Annotated in this window: 18 protein-coding genes; 12 read left to right on the forward strand and 6 right to left on the reverse strand. The window is 70.2% G+C overall.

Annotated elements, in window-relative coordinates:
* Nucleotides 1-90: 90 nt before the first annotated feature.
* Nucleotides 91-3,351 (reverse strand): glycosyltransferase, encoded by a 3,261-nt coding sequence (locus F1721_RS07450; RefSeq protein WP_150065815.1) that lies wholly within the window; start codon nucleotides 3,349-3,351, stop codon nucleotides 91-93.
* A 162-nt stretch (nucleotides 3,352-3,513) separates the two neighbouring features.
* Here F1721_RS07450 and F1721_RS07455 point away from each other — a divergent pair, with 162 nt between their 5' ends.
* The 3 genes from F1721_RS07455 (at nucleotide 3,514) to F1721_RS07465 (ending at nucleotide 6,017) form a co-directional block, all read left to right on the forward strand.
* Nucleotides 3,514-3,750 (forward strand): hypothetical protein, encoded by a 237-nt coding sequence (locus F1721_RS07455; protein ID WP_150065816.1) that lies wholly within the window; start codon nucleotides 3,514-3,516, stop codon nucleotides 3,748-3,750.
* Nucleotides 3,737-5,218: a sensor histidine kinase gene (locus tag F1721_RS07460; RefSeq protein WP_150065817.1), complete on the forward strand. Its 1,482-nt coding sequence runs from the start codon at nucleotides 3,737-3,739 to the stop codon at nucleotides 5,216-5,218. Before F1721_RS07455 ends, F1721_RS07460 begins: the two co-directional genes overlap by 14 nt.
* Nucleotides 5,219-5,354: 136 nt before the next feature.
* Nucleotides 5,355-6,017 (forward strand): response regulator transcription factor, encoded by a 663-nt coding sequence (locus F1721_RS07465; RefSeq protein ID WP_150065818.1) that lies wholly within the window; start codon nucleotides 5,355-5,357, stop codon nucleotides 6,015-6,017.
* A 323-nt stretch (nucleotides 6,018-6,340) separates the two neighbouring features.
* Here the strand turns inward: F1721_RS07465 and F1721_RS07470 are convergent, their stop codons facing one another.
* A complete protein-coding gene (locus tag F1721_RS07470; protein WP_150065819.1) occupies nucleotides 6,341-7,456 on the reverse strand; it encodes a baeRF11 domain-containing protein in 1,116 nt (371 codons plus the stop codon).
* Nucleotides 7,457-7,747: 291 nt separating this feature from the next.
* Between F1721_RS07470 and F1721_RS07475 the strand changes: the two genes are divergently transcribed.
* The 3 genes from F1721_RS07475 (at nucleotide 7,748) to F1721_RS07485 (ending at nucleotide 11,507) form a co-directional block, all read left to right on the forward strand.
* Complete coding sequence (locus F1721_RS07475) at nucleotides 7,748-8,647, forward strand: DMT family transporter (RefSeq protein WP_150065820.1); 900 nt, start codon at nucleotides 7,748-7,750, stop codon at nucleotides 8,645-8,647.
* Nucleotides 8,648-8,828: 181 nt separating this feature from the next.
* The gene (locus F1721_RS07480; protein WP_150065821.1) at nucleotides 8,829-10,334 is read left to right on the forward strand and encodes an SLC13 family permease; all 1,506 of its coding nucleotides are present in this window, start codon (nucleotides 8,829-8,831) and stop codon (nucleotides 10,332-10,334) included.
* Nucleotides 10,335-10,358: 24 nt separating this feature from the next.
* Nucleotides 10,359-11,507 carry a glycerate kinase family protein gene (locus tag F1721_RS07485; protein WP_150065822.1) on the forward strand — a complete coding sequence of 383 codons (1,149 nt, stop codon included), beginning with the start codon at nucleotides 10,359-10,361 and terminating at the stop codon, nucleotides 11,505-11,507.
* A gap of 324 nt (nucleotides 11,508-11,831) precedes the next feature.
* Here F1721_RS07485 and F1721_RS07490 read toward each other — a convergent pair whose 3' ends face one another.
* Entirely contained in the window at nucleotides 11,832-13,640 is a 1,809-nt protein-coding gene (locus tag F1721_RS07490; protein ID WP_150065823.1) for a gamma-glutamyltransferase family protein, read from the reverse strand.
* Between the two features lie 187 nt (nucleotides 13,641-13,827).
* Nucleotides 13,828-15,126 carry a UDP-glucose dehydrogenase family protein gene (locus F1721_RS07495; RefSeq protein WP_150065824.1) on the reverse strand — a complete coding sequence of 433 codons (1,299 nt, stop codon included), beginning with the start codon at nucleotides 15,124-15,126 and terminating at the stop codon, nucleotides 13,828-13,830.
* 156 nt (nucleotides 15,127-15,282) lie between these two features.
* On the opposite strand from F1721_RS07495, the gene F1721_RS07500 reads away from it, so the two are divergent.
* The 6 genes from F1721_RS07500 (at nucleotide 15,283) to F1721_RS07525 (ending at nucleotide 19,537) form a co-directional block, all read left to right on the forward strand.
* Nucleotides 15,283-16,239 carry an aldo/keto reductase gene (locus F1721_RS07500; protein WP_150065825.1) on the forward strand — a complete coding sequence of 319 codons (957 nt, stop codon included), beginning with the start codon at nucleotides 15,283-15,285 and terminating at the stop codon, nucleotides 16,237-16,239.
* Between the two features lie 104 nt (nucleotides 16,240-16,343).
* Complete coding sequence (locus F1721_RS35295; protein ID WP_281288745.1) at nucleotides 16,344-16,466, forward strand: hypothetical protein; 123 nt, start codon at nucleotides 16,344-16,346, stop codon at nucleotides 16,464-16,466.
* A gap of 104 nt (nucleotides 16,467-16,570) precedes the next feature.
* The gene (locus tag F1721_RS07505; protein ID WP_150065826.1) at nucleotides 16,571-17,332 is read left to right on the forward strand and encodes an SDR family NAD(P)-dependent oxidoreductase; all 762 of its coding nucleotides are present in this window, start codon (nucleotides 16,571-16,573) and stop codon (nucleotides 17,330-17,332) included.
* 430 nt (nucleotides 17,333-17,762) lie between these two features.
* Nucleotides 17,763-18,278 (forward strand): DUF6879 family protein, encoded by a 516-nt coding sequence (locus tag F1721_RS07515; protein ID WP_150065828.1) that lies wholly within the window; start codon nucleotides 17,763-17,765, stop codon nucleotides 18,276-18,278.
* Nucleotides 18,265-19,119: a helix-turn-helix domain-containing protein gene (locus tag F1721_RS07520; protein ID WP_150065829.1), complete on the forward strand. Its 855-nt coding sequence runs from the start codon at nucleotides 18,265-18,267 to the stop codon at nucleotides 19,117-19,119. The genes F1721_RS07515 and F1721_RS07520 overlap by 14 nt, the downstream gene beginning before the upstream one ends.
* Nucleotides 19,120-19,186: 67 nt before the next feature.
* Entirely contained in the window at nucleotides 19,187-19,537 is a 351-nt protein-coding gene (locus F1721_RS07525) for a hypothetical protein (protein WP_150065830.1), read from the forward strand.
* A gap of 171 nt (nucleotides 19,538-19,708) precedes the next feature.
* Here F1721_RS07525 and F1721_RS07530 read toward each other — a convergent pair whose 3' ends face one another.
* Together F1721_RS07530 and F1721_RS07535 are read right to left on the reverse strand one after the other, a co-directional pair.
* A complete protein-coding gene (locus F1721_RS07530; protein WP_150065831.1) occupies nucleotides 19,709-19,942 on the reverse strand; it encodes a hypothetical protein in 234 nt (77 codons plus the stop codon).
* A 701-nt stretch (nucleotides 19,943-20,643) separates the two neighbouring features.
* Nucleotides 20,644-21,129, reverse strand: a complete 486-nt coding sequence (locus F1721_RS07535) for a hypothetical protein (protein WP_150065832.1) — start codon at nucleotides 21,127-21,129, stop codon at nucleotides 20,644-20,646.
* Nucleotides 21,130-21,155: the final 26 nt, after the last annotated feature.

The following is a 21,155-nucleotide window of genomic DNA, read 5'->3' on the forward strand; positions in this document are numbered from 1 at the left end:
CACCTCGCTTGCCGAGGTGGACGGGCCGTTCTGGTCGTGAGTGGACAAACCGGCTGGAGCCGGTCTGCGCACTCGCGACGCCCTCGGCCGTCAGGCCTCGTGGTCGGCGGTCTTGAGGAGCTCTCGCAGGGTTGCGCGGGAGACGTCCGGGCCGAACTGGGCAGCGATGCCGGACTTGCCCGCCTCCGCCAGGCGCTGCCAGTCCTCGTCGTCGGTGAGCAGGCGGACCACCGCGTCGGCCAGGCCCGCCGCGTCGTCGGCGACCAGCACCTGCCGACCGTTCTCCAGGTGCATGCCCTCGACCGCCACCGACGTGCCGACCACCGGCACCCCGAGGCTCAAGCTCTCGCCGACCTTGCCCTTGACGCCCGCGCCGAACCGCAGCGGCGCCAGCGTCACGCGGCTCCGCGCGTAGTGCGGGTCCAGCTCCGCGACCCATCCGTGCACCTCGACGCCGGGTCCGGCCAGCGCGCGCACCTCGTCGGTCGGGTTGCTCCCGATCACGTGCAGCACCGCGTCCGGGCACTTCTCGCGCACCAGCGGCATGATCTCGCGGGCCGCCCAGCGCGCCGCGTCGACGTTCGGCGGGTGGTCGAAGCTGCCGACGAACAGGACGCCCGAGCGGCCGCTCGGCTGCGCCGGACTCCAGTCCACCTCGTGCACGTTGGACAGCACGCGGACGTCGGCCTCGGGGACGAGCTCGCGCAGCAGCGCCTGCTCCGCCTCCGACACCACCAGCGTGACGTCGCAGGCCCTGGTCAGGCCGAGCTCCATCTGCCGGGACGCGAAGGCCTTGCGGCGCAGCGCTTCCGCCTTGTCCGCGTCGCCCTGCTGCTCGGCGACCTCGGCCTGCCGCTCCAGGCGGAGGAAGTGCACGTCGACGGTGTCGTAGGCGATCACCGCCTGCGGCGCGCAGGTGCGCAGCTCCTCCACCAGGCTCCAGGCGACCTGCGGGCGGGACAGCAGCGCCAGCGAGATCTCCGAACCCGCCTCGTGCAGGAACGCCTGCTGCAGCTCCGGCGCGGGCAGGACGGTGACGCCGAGCTGCTGGAGCTCCGTGGTGTAGGGCTCCAGCGGCGCGTGGTTGGCCGGGAAGAACACCACCCGGCAGCCCAGCTCGACGAACTGCTCCAGCACGCGGCGGATCCGCACCGAACCGGAGTCGAAGTCCGGGCGCGGCACCTGGTGGTCCTTGACCAGCACGATCGGCCCGTGGTGGCCGCGGGTGCCGCGGTGGCGGGCCAGCCACAGGTTGCGCGGCGAGGCCTCCGGCAGGTGCTCGGCGGCGAGCGTGTCCGCCCACTTCTCGACGAACGCCCGGCGGTTGATCTCCTGGTGCTTCTTCACCCCGGTGCTGAGGTCGGTGCCGTTGGACACGCCCTCGTGGTGCACCACGACCGCCTTCGGCTGCACCACGGTCCGGTACCCGGCGGCGCGGACCGCGAAGGCCAGGTCGGTGTCCTCGTAGTAGGCCGGGGCGTAGCGCGTGTCGAAGCCGCCGACCTGCTGGAACACGTCGTTGCGGACCAGGATCGCGGCCCCGGAGCAGTAGTCGACGTCGCGGACCACGTTGAACTCGGCGCCGCCGGGGTCGGTGTTGCGGCCGTAGTTCCAGCCGGTGCCGTCGGACCAGACGATGCCGCCCGCCTCCTGCAGCCGACCGTCCGGGTAGACGAGCTTGGCGCCGACCAGCCCGATGCGCTCGTCGGAGCGCATGGTGTCCATCAAGATGTCCAGCCAGGACTCGGTGACCTCGGCGTCGTTGTTCAGGAAGAACAGGTACTCGCCGCGGGCGTGCTCGGCGCCGAGGTTGCAGGCGCCGATGAACCCGAGGTTGCGCTCGGCGCGCACCAGCCGCACGCCCTCGCAGGCGGCGAGCTTCTCGGCGCTGTCGTCCGGGGACGCGTCGTCGACGACGATCACCTCGAACGGCACGGAGACCACGTGCCCGCCGAGGAACCGCAGGCACTGCCGGGTGTAGGGCCACTTGCCGTGCACCGGCACGATCACGCTGACCAGCGGCTGGTCGCTGCGCGGCACCGACAGCGGACCGGTCTCCACGACCTCCTCGACCTGCGGGATCCCCGGCTTGCGCCCGAGCACGATCTCGTAGGCGTCGCGCCGCGCGGTCCCCCGCGGCGCCACCCGCTCCACGACCTTGCGGTACTTCGTCACCGCGCGCTGCACCAGCGCGGAGTTCTGCGCCGCCAGCTCGGCGTTCGCCGCGCTGAGCTCCGCCGCCTGCCGCTCGGCGTCCGCTACGCGTCCTTCGAGCCGCGCGACGGTGTCGCGCAGCCACTCGATGCGCGCCGCGTCGCGCTCCGCGCTCTGCTGGCGCTCGCGCAGCTCGCCGCCGAGGCGGTCGAGTTCGGCTCGCAGCTTCGCCTGCTCGCGAACTCCCTGGTCGGCGCGCTGCTCCTCGCTCTTGCGCAGCTCTTCGAGCCGCGCGATCGCGTTCTTGAGCTCGTCGGTTTCGCCGCGGCTGCGCTGGTAGAGCTCGTTGAGCTTGGCGACGTCGGCGACCGCGGCGTCGCGCTGCTCGATGATCGGCGCCACGTCCGCGTTGCCGCGGCGGGCGAGGGTGAGCTCGGCGTCGGTGAGCACGGCCGCGGCGGGCAGCTTCGGCAGGTGCTTGTCGGAGGCGACGCCCAGCAGGTAGGTGTGCGGGACGCCCTGCTGGACGGTCCAGCCGTCCGCGCCGGGGGCGATGGTCTGCAGCCGGACGCCTTCGATCGCGGTGTCCGGGTCGCCGGGGTCGGCGGGGGTGACCAGCGAGCCGACGGTCACGTTCTGCTTGAGCACCGCCACGTGCCGGAACGCGCCCTCCAGCAGGGTTTCGTACTGGTCGGCGGTGAGCTCCTTGACGTGGTACGGGTTCTCGTTGCCGTGCTCGTGCGAGTAGACCGCGGTGTCCGGGGTGCTGCTGAGGAACAGGCCGCCCTGCGCGAGTCGGGACTTGACCAGCTGCAGCACCGCGTCGTGGTCCTCGACGTGCTCGATGGCCTCGAAGCAGACGATCACGTCGAAGGGCTTGGCGTCGGCGAGCAGGTCGGGGTCGGTGATCGAGCCGACCTGGAAGCTGATGTCGCGGCCGCCGTACTTGCGCTGCGCGTGCTCGACGGTGTCGGCGTCGACGTCCACGCCCACCACCTCGGCGCCTTCGGCGGCCAGCAGCGCGGTGCCGTAGCCCTCGCCGCAGGCGAGGTCGAGCACCCGCTTGCCGCGCGCGAACCGGGCGGCCAGCGCGTAGCGGTGGTAGTGCTCGTAGATGACTTGGACGTCATCGGTCCACGGCACGCACCGCTCCCCGGTCCACTCGATCAGCCGCTCGTCCTTCGGGTCCTTCGACACGTACCGCAGGCTATCGCCCGGATCGGCGCTCCGCGGCGATACGTCCGAACCCGTTGCGCCGCGTCGCGTTCCGGGGGCGGAGGGTGTCGATCGGGCGCAGATGAAAAACCTCTCATCCGGCTTTCATGTCCGTCTCCGGGGAGGAGGGTCAGAGTGGACGGCATGAGGTCGGTTCCCAAGGCGGTCCTGCTGCTCGCGGCGATGGCGCTGCCCATCGCCGCGGTGCTGGTGAGCTTCGCGCTCACCGACGGACCGCGCACTCCCCACGTACCCGCCACCGTGCAGATCGGCAGCTCGCCCGGACCCGACCCCACCACCACGGCGCCGTCCTCACCGGCGACGGAGATCCCGCCGCCCGCGCCGGACGACGACGATGACGACGACGATGACGACGACTGAGCCCGCGCCGACGCGGTCGCTCCGCAAGCTCCCCACCCGCCGCGGCACCCGGGTCCCGGCGCGCGCGCAGATCATGGGCTGGCTGCTGCTGGTGCTGGTCGTGGTGCTGCTGGCGGTGATCCTGATCGTCCGCTCGTTCCTGCACAACGACGTCAACGACCAGATCGCGGCCTCGCTGGAGCAGGAGGCGCACGAGTTCTCCACGTTCGCCGCCACCGGGCGCGACCCGAGCACCGGGCAGCTGATCAGCGCCCCCGACGCGCTGTTCGACTCCTACCTGCGCCGCCAGTACCCGGACCGGGACGAGGCGCTGATCGGGGTGTGGCGGACGCCGACCGGCCTGCGCACGCTGGCCCAGGAGCAGGACGACGAGATCGAGCGGTTCGCCGAGGACCCGGCGATGGTGCAGCGGATCGTGGACACCCCGAGCAACTACGGCGAGGAGAACACCCCGCTGGGCCGGATGCACTGGGTGAAGGTGCAGGCCGAATCGCAGCACGGCGACTCGGCGTGGTTCATCGTCCAGCGCTACGCGGACGGGGCGATGGCCGACGCGGACCGGACCGTGCAGCTGCTGCTGCTGGTCAGCGGGGTCGGCGTGCTGATCGCGGCGCTGTCGTCGTGGGTGGTCGCCGGGCTGATCCTGGCCCCGGTGCGGGCCGTGCGGCAGACCGCCGCCGAGATCACCGAGCACGACCTGACCAGGCGCATCCCGGTCGAGGGCCGGGACGACATCGCGGCGCTGGCCGACCAGTTCAACGCGATGCTCGACCGGCTGGAGGACGCCTTCCGCATCCAGCGCCAGTTCGTCGACGACGCCGGGCACGAGCTGCGCACCCCGATCACCATCGTGCGCGGCAACCTCGAGCTGCTGGGCGACGACCCCGCCGAGCGCGAGGAGGTGGTGCGGCTGTGCACCGACGAGCTGGACCGGATGACCCGCATCGTCAACGACCTGCTGATGCTGGCCAAGGCCGACCGGCCGGACTTCGTCACCCCCGCCCCGGTGCCGCTGGCCGAGCTGACCAGCGACATCGAGGCGAAGGTCCGGTCGCTGGCGGACCGCCGCTGGGTGCTCGCCGACATCGGCGAGGGCGACGTGGTGGTCGACGAGCAGCGCGTCACCCAGGCGATGGTGCAGCTCGCGCAGAACGCGGTGCAGCACACCGAGCCCGGTTCGGAGATCCGCATCGGCTCGTCGCTGGACGGCGGCACCGTCTCGCTGTGGGTGGCCGACCGCGGTCCCGGCGTCGACCCGGCCGAGGTGGAGAAGATCTTCGACCGGTTCACCCACGGCAGCGGCAAGGGCAAGGGCGGCGCCGGGCTCGGCCTGGCGATCGTCAAGGCCATCGCGGACGCCCACCACGGCCGGGTCCGCGTCCTGTCCGAACCGGGCAGCGGCGCCACCTTCCGCCTCGAACTACCCGCCACCCCACCACGCATCCCGACCGAGGAGCCCACTCCATGAGCACCCCGAGGACGAGTCCCCAGCTCTGCCCAACCGCACCTCAGGGGACCGTGACGCAACCCAGCCACAAGAAACCCCGGAACGCGAGATCCCTCCCCAACGCAACCACCACTGAAAATCGCGGAGAGGCGGCGCTGTGAGCAAGATCCTGATCGCGGAGGACGAGGCGCGCATCGCTGCGTTCATCGAGAAGGGACTGCGCGCCAACGGTTTCACCACCACCGTCGTCGGCGACGGCGACGCCGCCCAGGACTACCTGCTCACCGGCGACTTCGACCTGGTGGTGCTGGACCTGGGGCTGCCGGGCAAGGACGGGTTCTCGGTGCTGCGCGCGGCGCGGGCCCAGCACGTGACGGTCCCGGTGATCATCCTGACCGCGCGGGACACCGTGCACGACACGGTGGCCGGGCTGGAGGGCGGCGCGGACGACTACATGACCAAGCCGTTCCGGTTCGAGGAGCTGCTGGCTCGGGTGCGGCTGCGGCTGCGCCCGGTGGACCGGGTCCCGGAGGTCACGGTGCTGCGCGACGGCGAGCTCTCGCTGGACCTGCGCACCCGGCGCGCCCAGGTGCCGGACGGCACGGTGGACCTGACGGCGCGGGAGTTCGCGATGCTGGAGCTGTTCCTGCGGCACTCGGGCCAGGTGCTCAGCCGCGAGCAGATCCTGTCCCACGTGTGGGGCTACGACTTCGACCCGGGCTCCAACGTGGTCGACGTCTACGTCCGGGCCCTGCGCCGCAAGATCGGCGCGACCCGCATCACCACGGTGCGCGGCATGGGCTACCGCCTCGGCACCTGACCCCGGACGTGCTGCGCGATTTCAATGAGGTTTTTCCAACCTCGTTCTGCGTGGCGGTGCCGGTAGCGGAACCTCAGCGCCCGCCTGGACTGCGGGTGCCCGGCTTTATGTATGCCAATACACGGCAGCCGGGCCGTCCTCGCCAGGCGAACGCTGAGAACCCGCGGCGGTGCAAGCTGCGAGGGTGGGCTATGCGCCTGCGGCGCATGCGACACCTCCCGATCGGCGCCGGTCTCCCTCCGCGGCTGCTGTCCCCAGCCGGGGTTGAACAAGTTCAATGGAAATCAGATGTCCGATTTCCCTTGAAATCGCCTCACCCCCGGTCAGGGGGCGTAGCGGAGGATGGCGGCGGCTTCGGCCCCGGCCGGGATGTCGTCGCGGCGGACCGCCAGGACGTCGCCGCCGGTGAGCCAGACGCGGCGGGCGATCTCGTCCTGCAGGCCGTAGGTGGACGCCCCGGCCGGTTCGAACTGCACCGAGCCCGCCTCGTCGATGACGCCCGGCGTCGTGTTGTCGATGTCCACGAACACCGTGTCCACCGCGCCCATCGTCGCGTAGCGGGCCACGTCTGCGATGTCGCTGACCGCCCGGCCCTGGCCGACGCGCTCGTCGAACAGCCGGTGCAGGGCGCGCAGCCGGTCCGCGTGCAGGTCGTCCAGGACGCTGCGGGCCGCCGAGGCCAGCTCGCGGTCGGTGCTCTCCTCCGGGTTGCCGGTCAGCCCGACCGGGGCCAGCTCGGGGGCGCCGCTGACCGAGCGGAAGATGCTCTGCAGCGGTTCGGTGGCGGCCAGGATCAGCGGCACGTCGCCGCGCAGGACCGGCCGCAGCGCGCGGTCGACCTGGCGCGCGAACTGGCGGATCCGCACCTTCTTGCCCTCGTCGGCCTGCAGTCGGCGGATCGGCGAGCGGTCGGCCGGGAACGCCCGCCCCACCGCGCTGTCGATGTCGGTCGGCATCCCGGGCACCTCGATGGCCACCGGGTCCAGCTCCGGCAGGACCTCCAGCAGCCGCACCGAGTTCTGCGCCAGGGCCAGCACCAGCGCGGTGCTCGGGAAGCTGGTGGAGCGCAGCAGCGGCTTGAGGTGGAACCGGTCGGAGACCTCGACCGCGGCGCGCAGGTGGTTGGGCAGCCGGAAGGTGGTGATCGACTTCGGCGTGGCGAACACCGCGAGGCTGCGCGCCTGGTAGCGGAAGAACGCCTCGTCGTCGGCGAGGTCGGCGAGCTGGTCGGCGAGCTCGTTGACCTCGTCCTTGTCCGCACCGGCCGCGCGGAGCTGCTCCAGCGCCTCGCCGGTCAGGTTCTTCAGCTCGACGCGCTCCGCGTCGCCGCTGGACGCCGGATCGGTGGGCAGGTACAGCGACGCGCTGTGCGGGTTGCGCGCGGTCAGCAGCGCATCGACCTGGGAGCGCGTCGGGATGTCGGTGTGCAGGATCGCCATCGCAGACCTCCGCGGAACGTCCAGGGCCCGGCGGGGCCGGTGGTGCGGTGCGGAGCACGTTCCGAACACCCGGTCGGCCCGCTAGGGTGTCCCCGTGAACTCGTACTGGCGTCGCGTCACCCCGCCGCCGTCCCGCTGACGGGCGGCGCTCCCGACGGCTGAACCGGCCGTCGCCTCACCCTGCTGTGCAGTCCTCCGTCGGTCTTGCCTGAAACCGGCGTCCGGAAACCCGCTGCACGCACGCGCCCCCGTTCGACGCGTCCTGTCGGTCCTCGAACGGAAGAGTTCACCGTGTCCAACGAACTTCTCGACGCGCCCGCGCGCGCCCGGACCTCGTTCCTGTCCGGTCCCCTCCCCGTCCTGCTCGCCTCGGCGCTGTGGGGCACCACCGGTACCGCGGCCAGCTTCGCCCCGGCCGGGGCAAGCCCGCTGTCGATCGGCGCCGCCACGATGGGCTTCGGCGGTCTGCTGCTGCTCGCGCTCGCGGGCCGCTCGGCGTTCGCCGTGCTGCGCTCCGGTCAGCTCGGTCTGCTGGTCGTGGGTGCGCTGGCGGTGGCGGTCTACCCGCTGGCGTTCTACTCGTCGATGGCGCTGGCCGGGGTCGCGGTCGGCACCGTCGTCACGCTCGGCTCGGCGCCGGTGTTCGCCGCGATCCTGGAGCGGGTGGTGGACGGCGTCCGGCTGGACGGCCGGTGGGCGGTGTCCGCCGCGCTGGCCGTGCTCGGCCTGCTGCTGATCACCGGTGGTGGCTGGAGCGGCGGCACGAGCACAGCGCTCGGTGTGCTGCTCGGCTTGCTCGGCGGCGCCGCGTACGTCGTGTACTCGTGGTCGGCGTCCCGGATGATGCGCCGCGGTTTCGGCTCGCGCGCGGTGATGGGCGCGATGTTCGGCGGTGGTGCGCTGGTCCTGCTCCCGGTGCTCGCGCTCACCGGCGGGCCGCTGCTCGGCTCGCCGTCCGGGCTGCTCGTCGCGGGCTACCTGGCGGTGATCCCGATGGGGCTGGCGTACGTGCTGTTCGGCGCCGGGTTGCGCCGCACGTCCACCAGCGTGGCGACGACGCTGAGCCTGCTCGAACCGGTGGTCGCCGCGGTCCTCGGCGTGCTCGTCGTCGGCGAGCGGCTGGCCGTGGGCGCCTGGTGCGGGATGGCGCTGATCGGAGTCGGTCTGGTGCTGGTCAGCACCCGCCGCTGACTTGTGCACAGCTGTGGATAACTCGTGCGCCACAGCATCCGCCCGTGAGGTTGTTTTCGCTGGTCACACCCCCGTGAACAAAGTTGTCCACAGGGGTGTGGAAAACCCGTCCGGCGAAACATGAACGTCCCCTCATGAACTGTTCACGCCCGCCTCAGCAGCACACCCGATCGTGGTCACCATGAACGGCGACCAGGACACCCGGCGGGGGCGCATCGACTACGCCACGAAGCCGATGCGCACCGTCCGCACGTCGTCCGAGCCGCAGACCGAGCGAAGCTGGGCCATCGCGATCACCGCCGGTGCCCTCTTCCTGTTCGCGGTGGCGGCCGTGTTCACCGCGCCGGAGACCTCCGGACCGGGCGAGCTGGACCGGACCGGGCTGACCACCATCCTGATCTTCGCCGCCGCGGTGGTCGGGTGGATGAGCAGCCGCCTCGACGACACGTTCGTCGCGCTGACCGCGGCCGCCGCGCTCGTCGTGCTGGGCGCGCTGGACGCCGAGGAGCTGTTCGAAGCCCTCGGCGACGACCAGATCTGGCTGCTGGTGGCGGCGTTCGTGATGGCTGCCGGGATCAACCGGACCGGGCTGCCCGCCCGGCTGGCCGTCGCGCTCGTCGGCCGCGCCCGGTCCGCCCGCGGCATGGTCCACCTGATCACGCTCGGGCTGCTGGTCACCGCGCTGCTGGTGCCGAGCACCAGCGGCCGGGCCGCGCTGGTGCTGCCCATCTTCACGGCGCTGGCCGAGGTGTTCGCGGCGCAGCGGAGGCTGGTGCGGGCCCTGGCCGTGCTGTTCCCGACCGTGGTGCTGCTGTCAGCGGTCGCGACGCTGGTCGGCGCGGGCGCGCACCTGATCACCAGCCAGATCCTGGACGCCACCGTCGACGAGGGCATCGGCTTCGGGCAGTGGCTGCTGTGGGGCCTGCCGTTCGCGGCGATCAGCTCGCACCTGGCCGCCGAGCTGGTGCTGCTGCTCTTCACGAAGCACTCGGACCGCCGTACCTCGCTGCGCATCGACGCCGCCGACCTGCGGATCCGCCTGTCCGTTCCCGAGAAGATGCAGCGCGCCGAGATCCGGGCCGTGACGCTGTTGGGCGCCGTGGTGGTCCTGTGGAGCACCGAGTCCCTGCACGACCTGCCCCCGGCGCTGGTCGCCCTGGGCGGGGCGCTGCTGATCACCTCGCCGCGCCTGGGCACCGTGCGGATGGGCAAGGCGATCGGCGAGATCCCCTGGTCGCTGCTGCTGTTCATGGCCGCCACCGCTGCGCTCGGCACGGCGCTGACCTCGTCCGGCGCCGCCGAGTGGCTGGCGTCGCTGGTCCTCGACGCGGGCAGCCCGATGACGCTGCTCATCACCGTCGTCGTGCTCAGCACCGCTGCGCACCTGGTGGTGCAGTCCCGCTCCGCGCGGTCCTCGGTGCTCATCCCGCTGGTCGTGCCCGCCGCGGTCGCCGTCGGGATGAACCCGGTGGCGCTGGCCTTCGCCTCGACCGCGGCCGCGGGCTTCTGCCACACCATGCCGTCCTCGGCCAAGCCCGTGGCCATGTTCGCCCGGCTCGAGCAGGTGCCCACCTACGAGCCGCGCGACCTGCTCAAGCTGTCCGCATTCCTCGGTCCCGCGATCGCCGCGCTCGTCGTGCTGTTCGCGCTCCACGGCTGGCCGCTGCTCGGCCTGCCGCTGATCTGAACGTCCACAGTGGAGGAGATTGTCATGCTGCGCTTCGTCGTCGCCCCGAGCGGCTTCAAGGAGTGCCTGGACGCCGACGGGGTCGCCGCGGCGATCCGCACCGGCATCCGCCGGATCGTGCCGGGCGCGATCGTCGACACCATCCCCCTGATCGACGGCGGTGAAGGTTCGGCGCGGCTGCTGGCCCGGTCCACCGGCGGCGAGCTGGTGCCGGTCACCGTCACCGGTCCGGTCGGCGAGCCGGTGGCGGCGCACTACGCGCTGCTCGGCGAGCGCACCGCCTTCGTGGAGATGGCCGCCGCGGCGGGGCTTTCGCTGGTGCCGCCGGACCAGCGCGACCCCGGCACGACCACCAGCCGCGGCGTCGGCGAGCTGATCGCCGCCGCGCTCGACGCCGACGTCGAGAAGATCGTCATCGGCTGCGGGGACTCCGGCACCTCCGACGGCGGTGCGGGTGCGCTGCGGGCGCTGGGCGCGCGGGTGCTCGACTCCGACGGCGCGGAGATCGGCGAGGGCGGCGCGGAACTGCTGCGCGCCCGGCACATCGACGTCAGCGGCCTGGACCCGCGGCTGTCCGAAGTGGACGTCGTGGTCGCGGTGAACCCGGAGAACGTGCTGTGCGGGCCGAACGGCGTCGCCCGCCGCTACGGGCCGCAGAAGGGCGCCACCCCGGAGCAGGTCGAGCAGCTGGCCGCCGCCATGCAGAACTGGGCGGACCTGCTGCGCAAGCACAGCGGCACCCGTTGCTCCGCGCTGCCCGGTGCCGGTGCCTCGGGTGGTCTGGCGGCGGGGCTGGCCGGGGTGCTCGGCGCGCAGCTGCAGTCCCGGTTCGACGTGTTCCTCGAGAGCGCCGACCTGGACCGGCGACTGGAGGACGCGGACCTGGTGATCACCGCGGAAGGTGCCATCGACGCGTCCACCGCGCTGGGCAAGATCCCGACCGAGGTGGCCCGCCGGGCCAAGCTGCACAGCCGTCCGGTGATCGCCCTGTGCGGCACCATCGGCCCCGGGGCGGACACCAGCTACGACCACGGCATCGACGCGATCACCGGGATCCTGACCGGCCCGGTCGACCTGGCGGACGCGATCACCCGAGCCCCGGAGCTGATCGCCGACGCCACGGCCCGAACCCTCCGGATGCTCCTCCTCGGCCGCACCCTGCGAGCGGCCTGACCCTCCACAGAGGACCTCCGGCGCGTCGGGCGCCCGACACACCGGAGGTGCGCGATTTCAATGAGGTTTTTCCAACCTCGTTCTGCGTGGCGGTGCAAGTGGCGGAGCCGGTTGCGAGGGTGGGTTATGCGCCTGCGGCGCATGCGACACCTGCCGACCGGTGCAGTTCGCCCTTCGCAGCTGCGGTCCACGGGCAGGATGCGATTTCAATGGAAATCAGAGGTCCGATTTCCATTGAAATCGCGGGAATCCCGACACCCCGTCGGCGTGTCGGGTGTCCGACGCACCGGGGAGGCGCAGTTTCACTTGAAACTGCAGGTCCGGTCAGCGGCCTGCGGCGTAGCCCTGGGCGCCGCGGGCGTTGGCCGCGGCTCGGAGGAGGCCCGTTTCCGGGTCCCGGGAGACCGCCGAGAGGCGGCCGAGGGCCCAGGGGCCCGCGTCGAGGACGTCGTGGCCGCGGCGCTGGAGCTCCGCCAGGGTTTCCGCGCCGAGGCGGGACTCCGCCACCAGGCGGCCCGGTTCCCAGGCCCGCGGGTAGAAGGAGCCCGGGAAGGCACCGGTGTGCCAGGCCGGGGAGTCGATCGCCTCCTGCAGGTTCAGCCCGCCGTGGACGTGCGCCAGCCAGAAGCACAGCTGCCACTGGTCCTGCTGGTCACCGCCCGGCGTGCCGAACGCCAGGGTCGGCACCCCGCCGCGCAGCGCCAGCGACGGGCTCAGCGTGATCCGGGGCCGCTTGCCCGGGGCCAGCGAGTTCGGCAGGCCCTCGTCCAGCCAGAACATCTGCGCCCGGCTGCCCAGGCAGAAGCCCAGCTCCGGGATCATCGGCGAGGACTGCAGCCAGCCGCCGGACGGGGTCGCCGAGAGCATGTTCCCCCAGCGGTCCACCACGTCGATGTGCACGGTGTCGCCGCGGCTCTCCCCGGTCGGCGACACCGTCGGCTCGCCGATGCCGACGCCGCTCGGGTCCTTCGCGCCGTCGACCCCGCGGCCCTCGGCGACGTGCGCGGCCAGCGCCACCCGCCGACCGCCCGGCGAGCCGGGGCGCAGCTCCAGCGACGCCCGGTCGCCGATCAGCTCGCGGCGCTCCGCGGCGTACTCGCGGGACACCAGGTCGGCGAGCACCCCGGGGTCGGCCGAGTCGCCGTACCAGGCCTCGCGGTCGGCGAAGGCGAGCTTGGCCGCCTCGACGGCGAGGTGCACGGTGTCGGCGTCGGCGATCCCGTCGACGTAGTTGATCCGGTCGGCCGAACCCTCCAGCAGGCGCAGCTGCTGCGCCAGCGCCGGGCCCTGCGACCAGATGCCGAACTTCGCCAGCGTCCAGCCGCCGGGCAGGTCGACGGTCAGCGGCGTCTCGTAACCCGCCTCGAACTCGGCCATGTCCTGCGCGGTGATCACCCCGGCGTGGTCGCGCCCGGAGTTGTCCCGGTGCGGGATCCGCGCGAACTTCTCCACCGCCTCCGCGACGAAGCCCTGCGACCAGGCGCGGCGGGCGGCGTCGATCTGCGCCTCGCGGTCGGACCCGGCCGCCTCGGCCTCGCCCAGCAGCCGCTCCCAGGTGTCGGCCAGCGCCGGGTTCCGCAGCACGCTGCCGGGAGCCGGAGCGGCGCCGCCGGTCAGCCACTGGTTCGCCGAGGTGGGCCAGTGCTCCCGGAACATCTCCCGCACGGTGTCGATCGTGGTGCTGATCCGCTCCACGATCGGGTAGCCGCCGCGGGCGTAGCCGATGGCGTACTTCAGCACCTCGCGCAGCGACTTGGTGCCGTGGTCGCGCAGCAGCAGGAGCCAGCCGTCCCACGCGCCGGGCACGGTCGTGGCCAGCAGTCCCGTGCCGGGCACCAGGTCCAGGCCGAGCTCGTCGCGGTAGTGCTCGATGGTCGCCCCAGCGGGCGCCGGGCCCTGGCCCGCGAGGGCGCGCGGGCGCGGGTCGTCGGCGGTGGCGAACAGCGCGGGCACCTCCCCGCCCGGACCGTTGAGGTGCGGTTCGACGACCTGCAGCACGAACCCGGCCGCGACCGCGGCGTCGAACGCGTTGCCGTCGTCCTCCAGCACCGCCATGCCCGCGGCGGAGGCGAGCCAGTGCGTGGAGGCGACCATTCCGTGCGTACCGGCGAGTTCCGGGCGAGTGGTGAACACGTCAACTACCTTAAGGTCCCATCACCCGGTTGATCGATAGCCGAAATAACAATCGCAGGTGCGGAACGGGGTTTCCGCTGGTGGCGGCACGTGAGCACTTCGCGGGGCGATAGCACCGCAAAGCACTCGCGGAACCTGACCAGCTAGAACGGTGCCGATGACGGTGGTCCGGGCGCGGGATCGCCGGTCAGCCGACCGGGGTGCGGCCGACGCCGCGCCACCTCAGGCCCGCGCGGCGCAGGGCGTCCGGGTCCAGGTGGTTGCGGGTGTCCACGACCACCTGGCCGTCGAGCTCGTGCGCCACCCGGGTCCAGTCCAGCGTCCGGAACTCCTGCCACTCGGTCAGCAGCACCAGCGCCGCCGCGCCCTTCGCCGCCTGGTACGGGTCGGACACCAGCGCCACCGCCGACGGCAGCTCCGGCTCGTCGCCGCGCAGCCCCGGGTCGAAGGCCACCAGCTCCGCGCCCCGCTCGGCCAGCAGCCGCGCCACCTCCAGCGCGGGCGAGTCGCGCAGGTCGTCGGTGCCCGCCTTGAACGTCAGGCCCAGCAGCCCGATCCGGACGCCGGTCAGCGAACCGCCGCAGGCCTCGACGACCTTGGCGACCATCCGCTCGCGCTGCCGCGCGTTGGCCGAGATGGTCGCCTGCAGCAGCGGGAAGTCGAACTCCACGGCCTCCGCGACCTGCAGCAGCGCCGCGGTGTCCTTCGGCAGGCAGGAGCCGCCCCACCCCGGGCCGGGCTGCAGGAACGCCTGGCCGATGCGGCGGTCGTAGCCCATCCCCTCGGTCACGTCGGTGATGTCGGCGCCCAGCCGCTCGCACAGCTCGGCGATCGCGTTCACGTAGGACAGCTTGGTGGCCAGGAAGCAGTTCGCCGCGTACTTCACCATCTCCGCGCTGGCCGCGTCGGTGAGCACCGTCGGCGCGCCGAGCCGCGCGTACAGCGCCGCCACCCGCTCGGCCGCGTCCTGGGTGTCCGAGCCGACCACGATCCGGTCCGGGTTCAGGAAGTCGTGCACCGCGGACCCCTCGCGGAGGAACTCCGGGTTGCTCACCACCGCGACGTCGGGCCGGGCGACCAGCTCGCGCAGCCGGGCGGACGTGCCCACCGGCACCGTCGACTTGGTCACCAGCACGCAGCCCGCGGGCAGCACCTCGCGCACCTCGCGGGCCACCGACTCCACGACCGCCAGATCGGCCCCGCCGCCGGAGCCCATCGGGGTCGGCACGCACAGGAACACCACCTCGGCGTCGGCGACCGCGCCCGCCGAGCCCAGCACGAACTCCAGCCGACCGGCCGCGATGCCCTCCTGCACCAGCTCGGCCAACCCCGGCTCGTGGATCCGGACCTCACCGCGGGACAGCTGCGCGACCTTCTCGGCGTTGACGTCGCTGCACACCACCCGGTGGCCCAGCGATGCCAAGCACGCACCGGTCGTCAACCCCACGTACCCGGTTCCGACGACGACGATCCGACGGGCGAACACCAGTCCCCACACCCCTTCGCGCGCGCGGCCGGGCGGCCGCTGACCCCCACCGGCATCGTGGCACATCGCTCGACGAGTGGAACCGACTTGGGCAAACGTTCACGCGCCGTACGTCCAGGGTGACGTGCAGGTGACCAGCCGTTTATGGTCACCGGCGTGGAACAGCGACGCCTGGGCGAATCCGGTCTGGTGGTCAGCGCGGTCGGTCTCGGTTGCAACAACCTGGGCCGCCCCGGAACGGCGACCGAGTCCCTCGCCGGTGCGCGAGCGGTGGTCGACACCGCGCTCGACGCCGGCATCACCTTCTTCGACGTGGCCGACGTGTACGGCTCGCCGCGCGGGCGCAGCGAGGAGCTGCTCGGGCAGGCGCTCTCCGGGCGCCGGGAGCACGCGATCATCGCGACCAAGTTCGGCATGGACATGCAGGGCGGCAACGGCCCGGACTTCGCCGCGCGCGGCTCGCGCCGCTACGTGCGCCGGGCGGTGGAGTCCTCGCTGCGGCGGCTGGGCACCGACTGGATCGACCTGTACCAGCTGCACCGGCCGGACCGGCTGACGCCGCTGGAGGAGACCCTGTCGGTGCTCGACGACCTGGTCCGCGAGGGCAAGGTCCGCTACGTCGGGCACTGCAACCTGGCCGGGTGGCAGCTCGCCGACGCGTCCTGGCTGGCGTCCTCGACCGCGCTGACCGGACCGGTGTCCACGCAGAACCACTACTCGCTGCTGGCGCGCGAGGCCGAACGCGAGATCATCCCGGCCTGCAAGCGGTTCGGGGTCGGGCTGATCCCCTACTTCCCGCTGGCCAACGGCCTGCTGACCGGCAAGTACCGGAAGGACCAGGAGCCGCCGGCGGGCAGTCGGCTGGCCAACCGGAACCAGATGCTGATGGACGCGCCGTGGGAGCGCATCGAGCAGCTGCGGACCTTCGCCGAGCAGCGCGGCATCCCGATGACGTCGGTGGCGGTGGGCTGGCTGGCCGCGCAGCCGGTGGTCGGCTCGGTGATCACCGGCGCGACCACGCCGGAGCAGGTCCAGGCCAACGCGGTGGCCGGTCAGTGGCGCCCCACCCAGGAGGACCTGGACGTCCTCAACGCCATCTGCCCGCCGCTCTGACGTGATTCCGATCACGTTCGGTGATGGGGTTTTCGCTCGGACGGACCGGAGTTCCGCACTGGTGGCAGACGCGGCGGGCGCGGTGAGCGGACCACGCTCTTCGCATGGAGCTCATCGGGTTCGCCGCACTGTTCATCGGCCTCGCGCTGCTGGCCGCGCTGCCCCTGGTGGCGCTGCTGGCCCTCGTCGAGGCGGCCTCCGACCGGGAGGTGCGCCGCCATCGCTGACCGGCGCTTCGCCCCCTGCCCGTTCCGCGTCAGATGCTGGGCAAGGAAGTTCCCAGGTGTTAGACATGCCCGGGTACCAGCACCGGACGCAAAGGAACGAGCAGATGCAGATCACCGACACCGCGGCGATCGTCACCGGCGGGGCTTCCGGCCTTGGCGCGGCCACCGCCAGAGCACTCGCCGGGCGCGGGGCTCAGGTGTTCGCGGTGGACCTGCCGGACGCCGTGGGCAAGGCGCCGGTGGTCGACGGCGTCACCTACACCGCCGCCGACGTCACCGACGCTGAGCAGGTGCAGACCGCGGTGGAGCAGGCCGCGGGCGCCGGGAAGCCGCTGCGGATCGTGGTGAACTGCGCGGGGATCGGGCCGTCGGCGCGCATCGTCGGACGGCAGGGCCCGCACGACATCGACCTGTTCCGCAAGGTCATCGAGGTGAACCTGGTCGGCACCTTCAACGTGCTGCGGCTGGCCGCGGCGGCGATCCGCGAGACCGAGGCCGACCAGCAGGGCCAGCGCGGCGTCGTGATCAACACGGCCTCGGTGGCCGCCTTCGACGGTCAGATCGGCCAGGCGGCCTACGCGGCGTCCAAGGGCGGGGTGGCGAGCCTGACGCTGCCCGCGGCGCGCGACCTGTCCTCGGCCGGGATCCGGGTGATGACCATCGCGCCCGGCATCGTGGACACCCCGATGCTGGCCACCGTGAGCGAGGAGTTCCGCCAGGGCCTGGCCGACGGCGTGCCGTTCCCGAAGCGCCTCGGCACCCCCGAGGACTACGCCCAGCTGGCGCTGAACATCGTCGAGCACGACTACCTGAACGGCGAGGTCATCCGCATGGACGGCGCGCTGCGTATGAATTACCCCCGTTGACGCAGAGACTACACGAACGCAGAGCCCGCCGGTTACCCGGCGGGCTCTTTCTGTTGCCTAGCAACGATATTCAGGTGCCCAGGAACCAGACGCGTTGTCTGGCACGGTCCGGGGGTAGCGGACCGGGTTATGCGACATCGCGACTAGACCACGGTGCAGCCTTGATCCTCCCTGCCTGATCGCTAAGGCTGGTGAGCATGAGACTGCACAAGGTATCCGGCTGTGACAACGGCACGTGTCCAGCCGTCTATGTGTCCGACCGGGGTACGGCCGTAGTCCAGGGCGACCCTGTGGCCGCTGCTGAGGGCCTGGAGCTAGGCGAGGGGGAAACAGCCGTTGAGTTGCCGCCTGACATCGTTCTAGCCGCAGTAGCCGCGCTGGTGGAATCTGGCAGTGCGGAGACGGTCCAGCGGCTTAGGGAGGCTCTGTAGTGCTCCTGGACGGGGAACAGTTCGGCCGGTACCTCACTGGCTACGAGCGGTCGGCATGGCGGTTCGAGTGCCAGCCGACCTACACCATGCCGAACGAGCAGGAGAACCTACGTCGGTGGCGTGCGGGTGAACCGAAACCCGAGGGCCATAACGCGGGATGGCATGAGACTGTCCGCTCTCTGGTGTCGGCAGGTAAGGCCATCGGCCGTGTCCGGACCGTTCGGCAACCGCTGACCGAGTACCAGCGGTACCAACTTGATTGGGGCATCCCGGGCAACATCGCGGCCGGGGAGGACATCCGTGTCCTCGACTTGACCGACCTAGATCTGGACCTGCCAGCGCAAGACTTCTGGTTGTTCGATGATTCGTTGGTGGTTGATCTGAACTTCAACCCAGATGGAACGCTGAACAACGTTGACAAGCTGGAAGACCCGAACCTAGACCAGTACCTCAAGTGGCGAGACACGGCATTGAGTCACGCCGTGTCGTTGAGCGAGTGGAATGCTAGAGCCTGACAGTAGGGACCAAGGCAGAAAACACCTTGCCGAGGCATTGAGGGAGCTACGCAAAGCGGCTGGCTTGTCCGGGGAACGGCTAGCCGCTCGGGCGGCTATGTCTCAGTCCAAGGTGAGCCGGATTGAATCCGGCAAGGTCCTACCCACTGTCGTAGACGTTGAGCGAATCGTCACGGCTCTAGGCGTCCCGTCGGAAGTCGCTACCGAACTTCTCTCGCTCGCTCGGGCGGCGAACGTTGATTACGCGTCTTGGCGTTCGTACGCGCGTGTCGGACTGTGGCGCAAGCAGGCCGAACTAAAGGCGCTTGCCGCTTCATCGGCTACGGTCCGGCAGTTCCTGCCGGTCATCCCTTCTGGCCTCATACAAGCCCCTGATTACGCCCGTGCCGTCCTAACGCCAGCGGTCGAGGGTAATCCTGCCCGGAACATAGAACGGGCCGTAAAGGCCCGTCTGGACAGCCAGGAAGTCTTAGAGGATGAATCCCGGCGATTCCACTTTCTGCTGACCGAGCAAGCGATTAGCTGGCAGCGTGCCGAACCAGGGGTAATGGCAAGCCAGCTACGACACATGGCCGGACTGCTCGACCGGCAGAACCTAGACCTATCGATCATCCCTGGTGGGGTGACCGTCAGAGCGTCGCCCCTAAACGTGTTCGTCGTCTACGACGACCGATTGGTGATTGTCGAACTGTTCTCGGGCGAGGTCGCCCTACGAGACCCCCAAGACGTCTCGTATCACCTGAACCTGTTCGACTACTTCCGCGAGCGCGCCGTGTCTGGCGACGATGCGAGACAGATTCTCGAAACAGCCGCTGATCAGTTTATGCGAGCACGAGACTAAAGCTACACCAGCTAACCGGAGCCCCCGATAATCAAGGTAGACAATTCGGGAGGCACCACATGCGCACATGGTTGTGGCGCTGGCAAGAGCAGCGCCGGAAACGCCAGCAGTACCGCGAGATGGTGAAGCGCCGGAAGCGGGTGCGGCTGTGACGTTCTTTCCGCCTAAGAACCTGCCTTGGCACGTCCGTGCCGGGGATCACGTCTACATCTACGCTGGCGGTGAGTTGGTCCGCCGAATGCACCTCACCGCGTATCAGGCGATGGCCGCTGGTGTGTTCGTGCACGCCGAACACCTTGCAGCCGAGCACTGGGCCACTATCGAAGAGTTCACCGAGTCATGCGCAGAACACGAGGAACAGCAACGGCACAAGTTCCTAATGTCGCTACCTAAACTCGTGATCGATCAGCATCGATAGAGGTTTCCCTTAGTCATCCGCCCACAGGGGAAATGTAACCGCCGGCGGTTACATTCACCTAGTCTGACCTGCGAAAACACAAATAGCCCCCTCCGTGGCCGATAAAGGACCAGGAGGGGGCATTCTGTTGCTTGAGTTCGGGGCGAAGACCCCTCCCGAAGGAGGGGTTTGTCAGTTGAGCCCGTGGATGCTACGGATGACGTCGGGGTCTATCCTCAGGCCCCACTCGCGGCACCTGTTGCGGTACCTCTGCTCTACGTCGTCGTCAGTCAGCTCTTCTAACCACGGGAAGTCGCCGCTACCGACCGATGGGTACCGGCCGTACCTCTGGTGAAACCACTCTCGGTACGACTCGTTCAGCTGGTCTTGCGTCGGTCCCTTGTTGGTGTTGACCCGCTTACCCATCAGTGCCTCCAACGGGCCTGGGCAGCCTTACGGGCGACCTGGGAGCGGGATAGGGTTCGGGACTGCTCTTCTTCCTCTTCATCAGGGACGGAAATCCGGCCCAAAAGACTGGCTTGGGCCGTCTGCAAGGCCCTGATTTCGCCTCTGAGGGGGTGGATAACGAGCTGCCCTGCTGACCCTCGAACGGTCAGCGGCTCGCCTTCTACGGCTTTCTCGTACTCGGCAACACGGTCCGCCATCCGGCAGGCAGACTCAAGAATTGCGAGCTCATCGGGCCTGTAAACGATTCCGTTCGTCATAGACCTCCAGAGCTTTCTACCGGCCGTTCCAAGGCCGGTTGGTGCCTTCTGGGGCATTGCTTTCTCCAAAAATCAGGCATGCATGCTAAGCATAGAAACGCAGCTGCTATGGACCCCGGTCCCCAGACCGGGAGGGGAGGGGATGCCCCCGTGGGGGTCCCAGAGTCCGGGCAACTCCAAGACCCCCCCACGGAATCAGTTACGGCCCGGGTGAGTCAGATCCTCGCAGACCTGGGAAGCATCAACGGGATAGCTGAACTTAATCAGCACCTTCTCATTCGTGTTGCCGTTGACCTTCTGCCGATACGGTGGATGTCCGATGTATCGGCCGCAGGTCTTACACCTGCCCCAGTGCGGATAGTCACCGTTAGGCCCCGGATCGTATGCGTCGTTTGCCATTGGTTACTTCACCGTAGCAATCGCATCCTGCCGAACCTGGTGCAACTCGTCCCACTTCTCTTGCGCGCGCTCTTCCGCGATGAGCGCGGCCTCACGCTCAAGGATCTCCGCAGCCCACGCGAACGGGTCCGCCTCGTAATAGGTCAGGTCGGGCTTAGTCTGGCCAACGCCGGTAGATGTTTGGGCGTTCTGGTAAATCGACCGCAGCGACGCCCGCTCATGGCGAATAGAGCGGTATTCCGCCCACAAGGTCATCCAACGGTGATCCCCGTCCAGAACAGCCTTACGGGCGAGTTCCTGTGCTTCCTTCTCGCGCCCCATCAAGGAGTCCTCAAGGGCGTCATAGTTGCGAACGTATCCCAGGTACCACGTGTGCTCTGCCTCAAGCTGGGCGCGCATCCTGCGTTCGTTCAGTTCCGCTTCTGCCTGCTTGGCGGCAGCCAGCTGGGCTTCGAGCTCTTCGATGCTGGGCGTCTTGGTGGTAGCCATGTCCTTAACCCTCTTTCTTGGTCTTC

Origin of the sequence: Saccharopolyspora hirsuta, assembly GCF_008630535.1 — a bacterium.
GTDB lineage: Bacteria > Actinomycetota > Actinomycetes > Mycobacteriales > Pseudonocardiaceae > Saccharopolyspora > Saccharopolyspora hirsuta.